Origin of the sequence: Devosia subaequoris, from assembly GCF_014197055.1 — a bacterium.
Taxonomy (GTDB): domain Bacteria; phylum Pseudomonadota; class Alphaproteobacteria; order Rhizobiales; family Devosiaceae; genus Devosia; species Devosia subaequoris.
Genome location: NZ_JACIEW010000004.1, coordinates 153,324 through 167,533 on the forward strand (window position 1 = coordinate 153,324; position 14,210 = coordinate 167,533).

A 14,210-nucleotide genomic window follows, 5' to 3' on the forward strand; every position below is an offset into this window, starting at 1 on the left:
TGTGCCGGTTGTTGCGCATGGACAGCGTGGATGGCCGGGTCTAGCATCCTTGCTGTCGGCACCCCATGTCTGGGTGGTCGGCAGACGCAGGTCCCGTGAAGCCGGGAGCGGCTTTTCGGAACTCTCGTGTCGAGCCAAACGACCGAAAGGAACAAGAGCCATGACCCTACGCGTTTCGGGAAAGAACATGGATGTTGGCGAGGCCCTCCGGGGCAAGGCGGAGGAGCATTTCGCCACCGTTGTCGGAAAATATTTCGATGGCGGCTATGACGGCCATCTTACCCTCACACCGGACGGTATCGGTTTTCGCGCCGATTGCGTTGTGCACCTGGATTCGGGTGCAACGCTGCAGGCCAGCGCCCAGGCGGGCGATGCGACCAGCGCCTTCGAAGTCATGGCGCTCAATATCGAGAAGCGCCTGCGCCGCTATAACCGCAAACTCAAACAGCACCGCCGCGGCAATGGCGCCAATGGCATTGACGGGCTCACCGCCCAGTACACCGTGTTCGGCTCAACAGACCAATATGACGAGCTTGATGAGGATTTCGCGCCTGCCGTGATTGCCGAAGCCACCAAGAATTTGCGCGAGATGAGCGTTGAGGAAGCGGTGATGGAGCTCGATTTCTCTGGACAACAGGTGGTGATGTTCCGCCATGCTGGACATGGCGGGCTGAATGTGGTTTACCGCCGCGCGGATGGCAATATTGGCTGGGTTGACCCGGCCCTGAGCGCAAATTGACTGGCGCTCCCAAAGCCCAAACGCTTGGTAGATCCTAAGGCAGATTTATGGAATTGGCCGATATTCTGGCAAAGCACGCCGTGTTGACTTGCACGGGCGTGTCGGACAAGCGCCAGATCTTTGATATTCTTGCACAAAAGGCCGCAGAACTGACGGCTTTCCCGGCTGGCCAAATCCTTTCGACCCTGTTGGATCGGGAGGAACTTGGCTCGACCGGGCTGGGCAATGGCATTGCCATTCCCCATGGCAAGCTCAAGGGACTCAAGGGCGTGACCGCCGTTTTTGCGCGGCTCGACCGGCCGATCGATTTCGATTCGGTGGATGACGAGCCGGTGGATCTGGTGGTGATGCTGCTGGCTCCGGTGGGCGCGGGCGCAGATCATTTGAAGGCCCTGTCGCGCTTCGCCCGCCTGCTGCGGACCGAAAACGTCACCGATCAGTTGCGCCGCGAGACCGATCCGGAGCAATTGCATGCGATCCTGACCGCACCAGTGGAAAGCACCTTCGCGGCCTGATTGGCCTGACAACGAGACAACAAAACCCCCGCAGCCCAGCTGCGGGGGTTTTGCACTGCACGGGAAGGATGGGACGGGGACGCTGGCTAATGCAGGGTGGCGACCCCGATATTCTGGTCACCGAGCCACTCGGCGACCGCTTCTGCGGTGTCAGCCACCATCAGCGGCGTGCCATCGGCGGACATCACCAGCTGATATTGGGTTGTGCCATCGAACTCGGCGTCCTCGATCAGGCCCGAGAGCAAGAGGCCGGAAACCGGTTTGACATAAGCGACGGCGTCTCCGCCCAGCGCTGCGAATTGGGCGCGCGTCAGGTCCTTGAGCGGGTTCGCGGCATCCATGGCCGCTTCGGAATTGCGCTTGTCCATCATTGTGTCGGCCCTTTCTTCTGTTTCCTCAAACTGAGCGAATGTCGATCTGTCGGGCGATCTTGGGCGCTGGTGGGCGCTCAAGTATAATAACGAGCATACCATGCCCCAAAGTTGCATCCTTCACGTTCATGCCATCGGCAAGAAGGAAGTTACGCTGGAACTGGCGGGTCGCGATCCCGCGATGCAGGAAGTCTCGACCGGCTTCGTCCTTCTGGCGGCCGCGCACCTGCAGCTGGTTGTCCTCCACACTCACCTCGAGGTCGGATTGGGCAAATCCGGCCACGGCGATTGAGATATGAAACCTCTCGGCTCCGTCCTCGCCCGTGGTGCGTTCGATATTGTAGGGAGGATAGCCCTCCGCTGACCGGGCCAGCCGGTCGATACGCTCCTCAAAACTGTCGAAGCCGAGGAGAAAGGGGGCGGAAAACACCGAGATACGCGACATCAAAAGCGTCCTTGAGCATCAAGCAACGTCCGGTACGCGACCCTTAACTCTGGCATCGCGAACCTGCCAGAGATATGGGTCAGACGAGCAAAAGGTTCAAGTCATGTCCCAGACCGTCGCCATCATCACGCCGGCCTATAAGGCGCAATCCACCCTGACCACCACGGTCAGGAGTGTCATCGAGCAGAGCCATGCCGATTGGCAACACTGGATCGTGACCGATGACGGTTTCGATTATGGCGCGTTTCTAAGTGAACAGGGCCTGAATGATCCGCGCCAGGTGTTTTTGAGTAGTGGCGGGGTGGGTCGGGGCGCCTCGATGACACGGAATGTTGCCCTCGAACAGATCGACACCTGCTTCGCCGCCATTCTCGACGCCGATGACCGGCTGAAGCCAGGCAAGCTCGAACAGGCGGTGGATAAGCTCGACCGGCACGGCATCGTCACCACGGCGCTTGACGTGATGAGCGAGGATTTCGTGCATTTGCGCCATGTCGGGGCTGGGCCGGATCGCGTCCTCTCGCCGGGCGAACACAAGTGGGTGAGCCTTTCGATGGACGCCATGGTGGTGTGGGACCGGCGCCGTGGTGACGGGCGGTTCGATCCGGACATGAGCAATATGACCGATCTCGAGTTTCTGCTGCAGCTCTACGCGAGCAACCCGCAGAGCTACCATCTAGGCACGCCGCTGCACGACTATATCAAGCGCGATGGCTCGATGAGCAATGCCAGGGACGTCACCGAAGGGATGATCGCGTCCAAGCGCGAAATCATCAACCGGCTGGAAGCGGGACTCTATGGCTTAAGCGAAGCGGACGTTGCCGGACTGGTCGGGTTTCTCAATATCTCGATCCTGGCCGAGGCGGGTTATGGCGCGGCCATGGCAAGGCGGCCGGGGCTGCTGTTCGAGGATCACATCGCGCCGATGCTGACCGCCCAGGCTTCATAAAAAATTCTTCCATACCATTAAGAACCCCGTCGTGCGCGCCACTACGAAGCATTGTGACGTTCCGGTGACAATGCTGGAGAGGTTCCCTTAAGACACGCCCGAGTACCAGCGGCACAACAACTGGTTCGTGCTGGGAATCTAGAACCTATGAAACTGAAAAATCTCTCGCTGTCGGGACGCATCTATGCGGCTTTCGGCATGCTTATTGTGCTCATGGGCCTGCTGCTGGCCATCGCCTTAACCGGCGTGCATGCGCTGAGCGGCACTTTCAGGGGCTATGCAGATGCCACGGCCCAGGCCAGCGAAGCACAAGAGAATGCTGCCCTGCTGGCCGATGCAAGGCTGGCTTTCGCGACCTATCAAAGCAGCCCCAGTCCGGAGAATGTTGCAGCGGTTCGCGAACGATTGTCTTTGCTGCCAGAGAACGGCTCAGGCGAATACCGAGCTGCCGTAGAGTCCATGACCGGGATAGACGCCGCCGTAAAAGAACTGACGTTGACGATGCGCGAAAACGGCGTGGCCGCCGGGGACACGCTGGGCGCGCTGATGACCAAGATGTCGGAGGCCGCCAGCATCAATGCCAAGGCGGCCGCGCTTGCGGGCCTGGCGATGCGCGATTTGCTGCTGGCGCGTCTCGAAACCGAAAACCTTCTGATGGGCGACATGGCCGCTCAGGAGCGGGCAATCGCCCACACCACCAAGACGCAGGAGGGCCTGATTGCGCTCAGGTCCACTTTCTATCGGCCCGAGGATCTGGCCAGTGTCGATGCGGTGACCGAGACGCTGACCGGGTTTATCAGTTCCATCCATGCAGTGAGCAGGCAATTGCAGGACCGCAACGGGCTGGCCGAAACCGCTCAAGTGGTCGATGCGAGCCTGGCAAATCGTTATCGTGACAATGCGCGGGCGGCCACCGAGGAACAGGAACGCCTGGGAGCCCAGGCGGAAAACCAGGCCGCCACGATCGGGCTGGCCGGCCGGATGGCAGGGCTGGGCGCCCTGATCTGCGGTGTTGCCCTGAGCATCTTCACCGCGCGCTGGCTGTCGCGTTCGGTGGGCGTCATCGCCACGAGCATGGATCGGCTGGCTGCGGGTGATTTTGCGGTCAGCCTGACAGGGGCCGACAGGGACAATGAGCTGGGACGAATTGCCCGGGCTCTGACGGTGTTTGGCGAAAACGGCCGCAGCCTCGAGCAGTCCGTGGCACGCGAACGCGAAGAGGCGCAGCGTACCGCAGCAATGGCCGCTCGCCGGGCGCACCTGCAGGCCGATATGGAGCAGGTGGTGGCGGAGGCCATTGCCGGTCAGTTCGACCAGCGCCTGGCCTCCCACTATGGCGATGCCGACCTTGATCGGCTGGCCGGGGGAGTCAACGCGCTCCTGGCGACCGTGGCGCAGGGTCTTTCGGAAAATGGCCGCGTGCTCGCCGCCCTTGCCGGCGCGCATCTGGGGGCCAGGGTTGAAGGACAGTTCGCCGGCGCTTTTGGCCAATTGCAGCGGGACACGAACCTGCTCGCCGAAACGCTGTCAGACACGATCTTGCAGTTGACCGATGCCTCGGGGGAATTGCGCCGCGCCACTGATGAGATCTTTGAAGGTGCCAATAATCTGGCCAGCCGGACGCATAACCAGGCCGGCATGATCGAGCGGACGGCTCAGGCGGTGGAAACACTCAAGGGCGAGATTGCCACCAATACCCAGCTTGCCAAGGCAGCAGCCGGGAGCGCCAGGGGCTCGGCCAAACTGGCGCGAGAAGGCGCGGAGGCCATGAAGCGGCTCGAAACCGCCATGGAAGGCATTCGCAAGACTTCGGGCGAAATTACCGCGGTCACCGGGCTGGTTGAGGACATGGCTTTTCAAACCAACCTGCTTGCCCTCAATGCCTCGGTCGAGGCGGCACGCGCGGGCGAAGCAGGCAAGGGTTTTGCAGTGGTGGCCGTCGAAGTCCGGCGCCTCGCTCAGTCAGCAGCGCACGCCTCGGCGAACATCAAGTCGCTCGCGGCTCAGTCGGCCCTTTCGGTGAACGAGGGCGCTCGCATTGCCGAAGAGGCCGCGACGATGCTCGGCGCCATCCGTGAAGCGGTGGCGCGCGACAGTGGCCAGATGGACACAATTGCCGAAACCGCGCAGGTTCAGAGCGCGGCGATCGCCACCATTGCCGATGCCATGGGGGTGATGGACGGCGATGTCCAGCACAATGCGGCGCTGGTCGAGGAGTCTCATGCGGCTATTGACCAGACCCGGGCTCAGGCCGAAGCCCTCGACGCCATAGTCACCGGCTTTACCCATGGCGGAGACACTTTGGACAAACAGGTCGCCTGAGCGAACAGAACCGCGTTGCTGTGATTGGTCTTGTGGTCAGAACGGGCAGCGTTGCTTGGGGTTCGATCCTCGTGCGCGCTGTTGCACTGGTGGCCCCGTCCCGGCCGGGCAATGAGAGAATAAACACGTAGAAAAGGGCGGTCCCAAAAGACCGCCCTTGTTCAGTCCCGGTTTCGAGACCGCAAATTACATTGCGTAGAGGGTGACGCTGGAGCCGCTGTCGTCGGTGGCGTCGATGCCAACAATCTGATCAAGCGCGAAACCCTGAGCCTGTACCGAGCGCAGCAGGAACTTGTTGTTCTGGATGGTCTGCTGCAGCGAGCCGGTGTCAACGTCGATGGCAAGGGAAGCCGCCGCGGCAGGATTGACCGTGAGCACCGTGGCAGTGGTCGCATCCTGAAGGGCGCTGAAGCTGACATTGGCGTCGAACGGGCTGGCATTGGCGCCGGCGATGGAGGCGGTGAGCAGAGCGGCGACGGTGAGGGGCTTGATGAAGCGCATGATATTAAATCCTTTTTCGTGATCGCTGAATTGCGAACTCGGGGGTAGTTACGCCCGGCCCCAGCCTCCAGTTGCACGATTGTGCGCGAAAATCGAACAAGCTAGTGTGAATGGTTCGTTGAAACTATTTAATGGCTCGATACGTACACGCGATCCCTCTTGCGCTGGTCCTGGTTTGCCCTTATGAAGCGCCATCTCCGGACCGCCCGGCCAACAGGCATGCCGTGGCGGTCTTTGAATGCGATGGGCCTCAAATCCATCCAAGATACTCTAAAGGACCAAGCAAAATGCCCAAAATGAAGACCAAGTCCGGCGCCAAGAAGCGGTTCAGCTTCACCGCCACGGGCAAGGTGAAGTCCGGCGTCGCCGGCAAGCGCCACCGCCTGATCAGCCATAACGCAAAGTACATCCGCACCAACCGCGGCACCAAGATCCTGTCCAAGGGCGACGAGGGTCTGGTGAAGTGGTACATGCCGTACAACCGCTAAGCTGGAAGGACACTAAAGAATGGCACGCGTAAAAAGGGGCGTAACCGCCCACGCTCGTCACAAGAAGGTCTTGAAGGCCGCCGAGGGCTATTATGGCCGTCGTAAATCCACGATCCGTATTGCCAAGCAGGCCGTCGAAAAGGCCGGCCAGTACGCTTACCGCGATCGTCGCGTCAAAAAGCGCAATTTCCGGGCTCTCTGGATCCAGCGCATCAACGCCGCCGTGCGCGACCACGGCCTGACCTATGGCCGATTTATCGACGGCCTCAGCAAGGCCGAGATTGCTGTTGACCGCAAGGTGCTGTCCGATCTCGCGATCACCCAGCCCGAAGCGTTCGCAGCCCTGGTCGCCAAGGCCAAGGAAGCGCTGGCATATCTGGAAAGCGTGGACTCCACCACCCACGCCCGCGTCACCGCTTAAGACCTCCCAGCTCTGCTGAGGCTAAAAATTGCGCCTTGCGCCGCCCTCAAGGGCTGGCGCAGGGCGTTTTGTTTTGGTCTAACACCGCCCGCAAGTCCGTCCGAATTCGAGAACAAAGATGTCCCTGGAAGCCCAGATCGATACCCTGCGCAGCGAACTGTCCACCGCCATAGCCGGCGCGGATAACGAAGCGGCGCTCGACCATGTGCGTGTTTCGGCGTTGGGCAAGAAAGGTTCCGTTTCGGCCCTGCTTGCGACGCTGGGATCGATGGCGCCGGAAGAACGCAAGACCGCCGGTCCCTCCATCAACGGCCTCAAGGGAGAAATTGCCGGACTGATCGAGACGCGCAGCGCCGAATTGAAGGCGGCTGCGCTGGAAGCACGGCTCGCAGCCGAGACGGTCGATGTCACCCTGCCGCTCAAGCCAGCGCCCACGGCGCGTGGCCGCATTCACCCGATTTCCCAGACCATTGACGAGATCACCGCGATCTTTTCGGATATGGGCTTCTCGATTGCCGAAGGGCCCGATATCGAGACCGACTATTTCAACTTCACCGCGCTCAACTTCCCCGAAGGCCATCCGGCGCGCGAGATGCACGACACCTTCTTCATGAAACCGGGCCCGGACGGGGTGAAGAAGGTTCTGCGCACCCACACCTCGCCGGTGCAGATGCGCGTGATGCAGAAAACCAATGAAAAGCCGGCAGCGAGCTACATCACCCCGGCCATGGACCCGCCGATCCGTGTGGTGATGCCCGGCCGCACCTATCGCAATGACAGTGACCAGACCCACACGCCGATGTTCCATCAGGTGGAAGGGCTCGTCATCGACAAGTCGAGCCATATCGGCCAGTTGCGCTGGGTGCTGGAAGAGTTCCTGAAGGCCTTTTTCGAGGTGCCCAGCGTCACCTTGCGCTTCCGCCCCAGCTTCTTTCCCTTCACCGAGCCTTCCATGGAAGTGGACGTGCAGTGCGACCGCTCCGGCTCTGAGGTGAAGATCGGCCAAGGGTCGGACTGGCTGGAAATCCTGGGCTGCGGCATGGTCCATCCCAATGTCATCCGCAATGCCGGGCTCGATCCGGACGTCTATCAGGGCTTTGCCTGGGGCATCGGCATCGACCGCATCGCCATGCTCAAATACGGCATGCCGGACCTGCGGGCGTTTTTCGACGCGGACCAAAGGTGGCTGGATCACTACGGGTTCCGGCCGCTGGATTTGCCGACGCTGTTTGGGGGGCTGTCCTCCTAAACTTTGTCCCAATCCGTGAGCAGGTGAAAACGGTGTCGTCCAGCGCGACCAATCGCGAGCAGATCAAGTTCAGCTTCGGAGACTCTCCGGAGCTGGCTGACCGTCTGCTCGCGCTGGTGCTCGCGGGAAAGAAGACTGCGACCTGTGGAGCGCTGCGCGATTTTGGCCGGGATGGCGAGCCCATGCCGGAAGTTGGCCGCCGTGATGTGGTCCTCAATGGCGCAGGTGAAGAGGCCTGCGTCATCGAGACCTTGTCGGTCGAGACCAGGCGCTTCGACGATATCGACCCCGGTTTCACCGATCTGGAGGGCGAAGGTCCTTACGCCGAATGGCGGGCGGGGCATGAGGCCTATTTCGCACGCAATGGCGGGTTTTCGCCTGACATGCAGGTTGTATGTGAAACCTTCCGCCTCCTGACCGTGCTGCCCGCGGGGCGCGACGTCTATAATCGCGTGGCGACGCCGATCTTCATCGTCACCGATATCGAGAGTGACGGGCCCACGCCGCTGCACAATTCCATGCTGAGCTTTGCCTCGGTGGCGGTGACAGCAGATGGTACGCGCCATGGCGAGTTCGAAGCCGTGCTGACCCCGCGGGCCGACCGGCAGCAGAACGAGACCACCATGGCCTGGTGGGCCACCCAGCCCGAAGCGTGGAAGGCGGCGACAGAAAATGCCGAGGACCCTGCCGTGGTCATGCCGCGCTTTGCCGACTGGGTGGAGGGGTTGCCGGGCCCAAAAGTCTTCGTTGCCGCGCCGATGATTTTCGATGGGCTCTGGATGGACCATTATCTGGACGAATATGCCGGCACGCGGGCGCTTTCGGGCCCGTTCAAGGGGCGGCAGATTTTTCGCGGCGGCGGGATCTGCCTTTATACGATGGCGGGCACTCTGCGTGGCGCGCCCTATCTCGATTGGGGCATGAGCAAGTTGCCCGCCGAGTTCTACGGCCATGTTCCCCACACCCATAAGGCCATCGACGATGCACGCGGCTTTGCCAATGTGCTGGTCGAACTCCTCAAACTTTCTTCTGCGCTGCCGGCGATCTCCGGTAGCGCCAGCGACTTCCGCTAAGGACCAAAGACATGAAATTCACGCTCGATTGGCTCAAGGAACATCTCGACACCAGCGCTTCGGTCGAGGAAATCGGCAAGGCATTGACCATGATCGGCCTTGAGGTGGAAGGCATTGAAAGCCAGGGCAAGGCGCTGGAAGCCTTCGTGACCGCCCATGTGGTCTCCGCCGAGCAACATCCTAACGCCGACAAGCTGCGTGTATGTAAAGTCGATGCCGGCACGGGTGAGCTGATTGACGTGGTCTGCGGGGCGCCGAATGCCCGCACTGGTTTGAAATCCGTGTTCGCGTTCCCCGGCACCTATATTCCGGGCAAGGACATGACCATCGGCAAGGGCAATATTCGCGGCCAGGTGTCGAATGGCATGCTGTGTTCCGATGCCGAGCTGGAACTGAGCGATGACCATGACGGCATTATCGAACTGCCCGAGGATGCGCCGGTTGGCATGAAGTATGTCGACTATGCCGGCATGGATGGCGTGGTGTTCGATATTTCCATTACCCCCAATCGCGGCGACGCGACCGGCGTATATGGGATAGCGCGCGACCTGGCGGCCTTTGGCCTGGGGACGCTGAAGAGCACAGATTTCTCCCCGGTTCCCTCAAAGGGAGCGAGCCCGATTGCACCGCTGCCACATCAGTTTACCGCAGATGAACCCAAGGCGATCCGCAAGTTCGCCGGGCGCTATCTCAAGAACATCAAGAATGGTCCCTCGCCCGAATGGCTGCAGCAGCGTCTGCGCGCCGTGGGCCTGCGACCGATCAATACGATCGTCGACATCACCAATCTGGTTTCGCTGGGTTGGGGCCGACCGCTGCACGCCTATGACGCCGACAAGGTCGAGGGGCAGATGGTATTGCGTAATGCGCGCGGCGAGGCCTTCGATGCGCTCGACAACAAGGTCTATACGCTCGACGAAACCATGACGGTCATCGCCGATGACAAGGGCCCGCTGTGTCTGGGCGGGATCATGGGTGGGATCCGTTCGGGGGTGACCGAGGAGACCACCAATGTCTTCATGGAATGCGCCAGCTGGGATCCTGACCTGATCGCCCAGTCCGGCCGCAAGACCGGCATTGTCTCGGACGCCCGCTATCGCCTGGAACGCAATGTCGATCCGGCGCTGACGGAGCCGGGCATGGAACTGGCAACCCGACTGGTGCTGGAGCTATGCGGTGGCGAGCCGATGGAGCCGGCGATTTCGGGGGAGGACGTGTTCCCTGATACGCGGGTCGATTTTCCGCTGGCCGAGGTCAATCGCCTCACCGGTCTTACGGTCGCCGCCGAGGAAATTGAAGCCATTCTGGGCCGGCTCGGCTTTGCCATGGAGGGCAGCGGACCGGTGCGCAACGTCAAGGTACCGAGCTGGCGCCCGGATGTGACGCAAAAGGCGGACCTGGTCGAAGAGGTGATGCGCATGGTGGGCGTCGACAATGTGCCGGTGGAGCCGCTGCCACGGTTGACCCATGTCGCCCCGCGCATGCTGACCACCATCCAGAACCGCCGCCGCATCGCCCGCCGGGCGCTGGCGGCGCGCGGGCTGGATGAGGCAGTGACCTGGAGCTTCATCAGCCATGACGAGGCCACCCGCTTTGGCGGCGGCACCGAAGACCGGCAATTGGCCAATGCCATTGCCTCGGACATGACCGATATGCGCCCCTCGCTGCTGCCGGGGCTGATTGCCGGGGCGAAGCGCAATGCCAATCGTGGCTTTGCCGATGTGGCGCTGTTCGAGGTTGGTCAGATCTTTCTCTCGGATGCGCCCGAAGGCCAGCACACCTACGCTTCGGGCATTCGCACCGGCACGGCGACCCTTGATGGCGCCGGCCGCCACTGGTCGGGCAAGGCCAAGGATGTCGGTGTGTGGGATGCCAAGGCGGATCTGGCGGCGGTGCTGGATGCGCTGGGGGTCGATATCGAAAAAGTGCAGGTGCTGCCCGAGGCGGCAGCCTGGAGCCATCCGGGACGCGGCGGGCGCATTGCGCTTGGGCCCAAGGTGACGCTGGGCTGGTTCGGTGAACTGCACCCGGCGCTGAGTGCCGAACTCGACATCGAGGGCCCGGTTGCCGCCTTCGAGATCGATCTCGATGCCATACCCGAGCCGCGCAAGAAGGCCACCAAGACCAAACCTGCCCTTGAGCTCAGCCCGCTCCAGCCGGTCAGCCGTGACTTTGCATTTGTCATGGATCGCGGCGTGACCGCGGCCGCCATTCTCAAGGCCGCCCGGGGCGCCGACAAGGCGTTGATCAAGGATGTGGGTATTTTCGACGTCTTCGAAGGCGCCCATGTAGGCGAAGGCAGGAAGTCGGTGGCGATCGAGGTCACCTTGCAGCCCAGGGACAAAACCCTCACCGACGAAGAGATCGACAAGGTTTCGGCGGCTGTGGTGGCGGCGGTGACCAAGACGACGGGCGGCGAATTGAGGAAGTAGCTCATCTAGCCCTCCCCTTACGGGGCGGGACGCGGCGCCAGGCCGAAGGCTATAGTAACGCCGGGGGAGGAGGTTGTCTGGCGCCATGCGCTTGTAGCGCCCCCTCCCAGCCTCCCCCCGCCAAGGGGGAGGTGCCGGGCCGGTGGTATGACCGGCATGTGTCCAAATTCGGAGACTCTCTTGTCCCGCACCGACGCCATTCTCGCCCGCTTGAGCAAATTGCACCCCAGGCTGATCGATCTCAGCCTGGATCGCATGATTCCGCTGCTCGAAAAGCTGGGCAATCCGCAGGACCACCTGCCGCCGACCATCCATGTCGCAGGCACCAATGCCAAGGGCTCGACCATCGCCTATCTGCGCGCCTTTCTCGAGGCGGCGGGCAAGTCGGTTCACGTCTATAATTCGCCGCATCTGGTGCGGTTCAACGAACGCATTCGCCTGGCCGGGACATTGGTCGGCACACGAAAACTCAATGCCGCGCTCGAAGAGGTCGAGCAGGTCAATAATGGCGATCCGATCACCTTTTTCGAGGTGACGACCGTCACCGCCTTCAAGCTGTTTGCCGATACGCCAGCCGATTTCCTGTTGCTCGAAACGGGCATGGGCGGGACCTATGACACCACCAATGTGGTCAAGCACCCATTGGGCACCATCATCACGCCGATCGACTATGACCATCAGGGTTTTTTGGGTCATTCGCTGGCCGAAATTGCGCTCAACAAGGCCGGTATTCTCAAGCGCGGGTCAAAGGCGGTGATGGGGATGCAGCATGAAGAGGCCCGTGCGGTGCTCGATCGGGCGGCGCGGCGACTGGGCATCACCCCGCTCTGGCAGAATGAGGATTTTCACGGCAGCGAACAGGATGGGCGGCTGGTCTATTCCGACGAGGACGGATTGCTCGACCTGCCACCCCCGGCCCTGTCTGGTCCGCACCAGTTCGACAACGCCGGGTTGGCCATTGCCGCTGCCCGCCAGTTCGGCCTGCCGATTGACGAGGCCGGGTTTGCCGAGGGGCTGCGGCGGGTCACATGGCCAGCGCGCATGCAGCCGATCCGCGCCGGCAAGCTGCGCGATTTGCTGCCCGAACAGCATGAGTTGTGGCTCGACGGAGGGCACAATCCGCATGGCGCGGCGGCCCTGGCGCGCACCATTGCCGGTATGCCGGAAAAGCCGCTGGTGCTGATCATGGGGATGATGAACAATCGCGCGCCGGAAGATTTTCTCGAAGTGTTTCGCGATTTGCATCCAGCTCAGGTGCTGACCCTGACCATTCCGGGGGAGGAAAACGCCCACAAGGGAGAAGAGATTGCCGCCCGCGCCCGGGCGCAGCGCTTTCCCGCCAGGGCCATGCGCTCGATCACCAGTGCGCTCAAAACCGCTGCTGGCATCGAGGCAGCAAGAGTGTTGATTTGCGGCTCGCTTTATCTTGCCGGCGACGTATTGGCCAAGAACGGGACCGTGCCGGACTGAGCCGCTGCCGGCCCTATGGCGCCAGCTGGAAGCGCTCGAAGCGGCCCAGCTCAGTGTCTATGGCCGCCTTCGCCTCGGCATTCACGTCTTCCAGCCAGGTCCATTTCTGCACCAGCAGGGACTGGTTCGCCCGGTCGGTCTTGAGATCGATGGCGGCAACTACGCGGTCATCGACCAGCACTGGCAGGGCGAAATAGCCATATTGCCGTTTGGCTGCCGGCACATAGGCCTCAAAAATGTGGTCATAGCCAAACATCAGCTTGAGGCGCTTGCGCTGGATGATCAGCGGATCGAAGGGGGAAAGAATATGCACCCGGTTGGCCGGTAACGGGGCGGCCTGCTCCAATGCGTCGCTCGTGGTCCAGTGCGGGATTTTTTCCGCGCCCTCTATGGTGACAGGTACCAGCAGGCGGCGGCGCAGCCGGCTTTCGATCAGTTCGCGCACCGCCTTTTTGGCGGGCGCGTTGAGATGACAGATCGAATCGAGGCTGACAATGCCCTGACTGCGCAGGGCCCGGTCGAGCAAATAGGCGGTGACCTGGCGTTCAGTGGCGCTACGCGGGGGCTTTTCCCAACCGAAATGGCGCCCGATCAGATCGTAGGTCTTGAGCATGCCCTGGCGTTCGGCAATGGCAACGAGCCCCTGGTAGAACATCAATTGCAGCACGCGCTTGGAGGGCTTGCGGCTGGCCCAGGCGTGGGTTTTTTCGACCAGCACATCATCATCAATATCGCGAATCGAAAGCGGCCCTTCGGCCTTGAGGCGTTGCGTCATGGCGCTCACCTCCTTTTTGGTAACCGAACCGAACCAGGCGCTGGGGTTTTCGCGGTAGGCCTTCATGGCGGGCACGAAGAACGACAGGTCGGCGGTTGGGACGTAGCTCAGTGCGTGCGTCCAATATTCAAAGACCGATTTTTCAGCCGATTGCTGGGTGGCCAGGTCGCTGCGCCGATAGGAAGGGATGCGCGCGTATAGAATGTGATGGTGGCAGCGCTCGATGACATTGATGGTGTCGATCTGCACATAGCCCAGATGTTCGATCGCGGCGCGGGTCGCCGCCGGCCCGGCACCGAATGGCTCGGTCTCATCGAGCTTTTGTGCCTTCATCCAGATGGCGCGGGCCTGGGCAGAGTTGAGGGTGAGAGGCTTTTTGGACACGAATGATTCCTGAGGACTGACAGACGATGTCAGATCAGGGGCGTGTGTCAAATGCGGTCAGGAGGGCGCGAATCAA

General features: G+C 61.6%; 14 protein-coding genes. 10 read left to right on the top strand and 4 right to left on the bottom strand.

Going from position 1 to position 14,210, the window contains the following annotated elements; translation table 11 throughout:
* Positions 1–160: 160 nt before the first annotated feature.
* Together hpf and GGR20_RS09425 are read left to right on the top strand one after the other, a co-directional pair.
* The gene (hpf, locus tag GGR20_RS09420; RefSeq protein ID WP_183311000.1) at positions 161–739 is read left to right on the top strand and encodes a ribosome hibernation-promoting factor, HPF/YfiA family; all 579 of its coding nucleotides are present in this window, start codon (positions 161–163) and stop codon (positions 737–739) included.
* Between the two features lie 47 nt (positions 740–786).
* Entirely contained in the window at positions 787–1,254 is a 468-nt protein-coding gene (locus GGR20_RS09425) for a PTS sugar transporter subunit IIA (RefSeq protein WP_183311001.1), read from the top strand.
* Between the two features lie 86 nt (positions 1,255–1,340).
* On the opposite strand, the gene GGR20_RS09430 is transcribed toward GGR20_RS09425, so the two are convergent.
* Both GGR20_RS09430 and GGR20_RS09435 read right to left on the bottom strand, forming a co-directional pair.
* Positions 1,341–1,622: a DUF1150 family protein gene (locus tag GGR20_RS09430; protein ID WP_183311002.1), complete on the bottom strand. Its 282-nt coding sequence runs from the start codon at positions 1,620–1,622 to the stop codon at positions 1,341–1,343.
* Positions 1,623–1,650: 28 nt separating this feature from the next.
* Positions 1,651–2,070 carry an Hsp20 family protein gene (locus tag GGR20_RS09435; RefSeq protein ID WP_183311003.1) on the bottom strand — a complete coding sequence of 140 codons (420 nt, stop codon included), beginning with the start codon at positions 2,068–2,070 and terminating at the stop codon, positions 1,651–1,653.
* A 103-nt stretch (positions 2,071–2,173) separates the two neighbouring features.
* On the opposite strand from GGR20_RS09435, the gene GGR20_RS09440 reads away from it, so the two are divergent.
* A complete protein-coding gene (locus GGR20_RS09440; protein ID WP_183311004.1) occupies positions 2,174–3,019 on the top strand; it encodes a glycosyltransferase family 2 protein in 846 nt (281 codons plus the stop codon).
* 147 nt (positions 3,020–3,166) lie between these two features.
* Complete coding sequence (locus tag GGR20_RS09445; protein ID WP_183311005.1) at positions 3,167–5,341, top strand: methyl-accepting chemotaxis protein; 2,175 nt, start codon at positions 3,167–3,169, stop codon at positions 5,339–5,341.
* Positions 5,342–5,527: 186 nt separating this feature from the next.
* Here the strand turns inward: GGR20_RS09445 and GGR20_RS09450 are convergent, their stop codons facing one another.
* On the bottom strand, positions 5,528–5,842 hold the full coding sequence (locus GGR20_RS09450; RefSeq protein ID WP_183311006.1) for a hypothetical protein: 315 nt from the start codon (positions 5,840–5,842) through the stop codon (positions 5,528–5,530).
* Positions 5,843–6,129: 287 nt separating this feature from the next.
* Between GGR20_RS09450 and rpmI the strand changes: the two genes are divergently transcribed.
* The 6 genes from rpmI (at position 6,130) to GGR20_RS09480 (ending at position 12,975) form a co-directional block, all read left to right on the top strand.
* Positions 6,130–6,330 (top strand): 50S ribosomal protein L35, encoded by a 201-nt coding sequence (gene rpmI, locus GGR20_RS09455; RefSeq protein WP_104892577.1) that lies wholly within the window; start codon positions 6,130–6,132, stop codon positions 6,328–6,330.
* 19 nt (positions 6,331–6,349) lie between these two features.
* Entirely contained in the window at positions 6,350–6,751 is a 402-nt protein-coding gene (rplT, locus tag GGR20_RS09460) for a 50S ribosomal protein L20 (protein ID WP_183311007.1), read from the top strand.
* 118 nt (positions 6,752–6,869) lie between these two features.
* Positions 6,870–8,000: a phenylalanine--tRNA ligase subunit alpha gene (gene pheS / locus GGR20_RS09465; protein ID WP_183311008.1), complete on the top strand. Its 1,131-nt coding sequence runs from the start codon at positions 6,870–6,872 to the stop codon at positions 7,998–8,000.
* Between the two features lie 32 nt (positions 8,001–8,032).
* Positions 8,033–9,073, top strand: coding sequence for an ASCH domain-containing protein (locus GGR20_RS19085; RefSeq protein ID WP_183311009.1), 1,041 nt, complete (start codon positions 8,033–8,035; stop codon positions 9,071–9,073).
* A gap of 11 nt (positions 9,074–9,084) precedes the next feature.
* A complete protein-coding gene (gene pheT / locus GGR20_RS09475) occupies positions 9,085–11,505 on the top strand; it encodes a phenylalanine--tRNA ligase subunit beta (protein WP_183311010.1) in 2,421 nt (806 codons plus the stop codon).
* A 180-nt stretch (positions 11,506–11,685) separates the two neighbouring features.
* On the top strand, positions 11,686–12,975 hold the full coding sequence (locus GGR20_RS09480; protein ID WP_183311011.1) for a bifunctional folylpolyglutamate synthase/dihydrofolate synthase: 1,290 nt from the start codon (positions 11,686–11,688) through the stop codon (positions 12,973–12,975).
* A 13-nt stretch (positions 12,976–12,988) separates the two neighbouring features.
* On the opposite strand, the gene GGR20_RS09485 is transcribed toward GGR20_RS09480, so the two are convergent.
* Entirely contained in the window at positions 12,989–14,083 is a 1,095-nt protein-coding gene (locus GGR20_RS09485; protein ID WP_210283152.1) for a winged helix-turn-helix domain-containing protein, read from the bottom strand.
* Positions 14,084–14,210 lie beyond the last annotated feature (127 nt).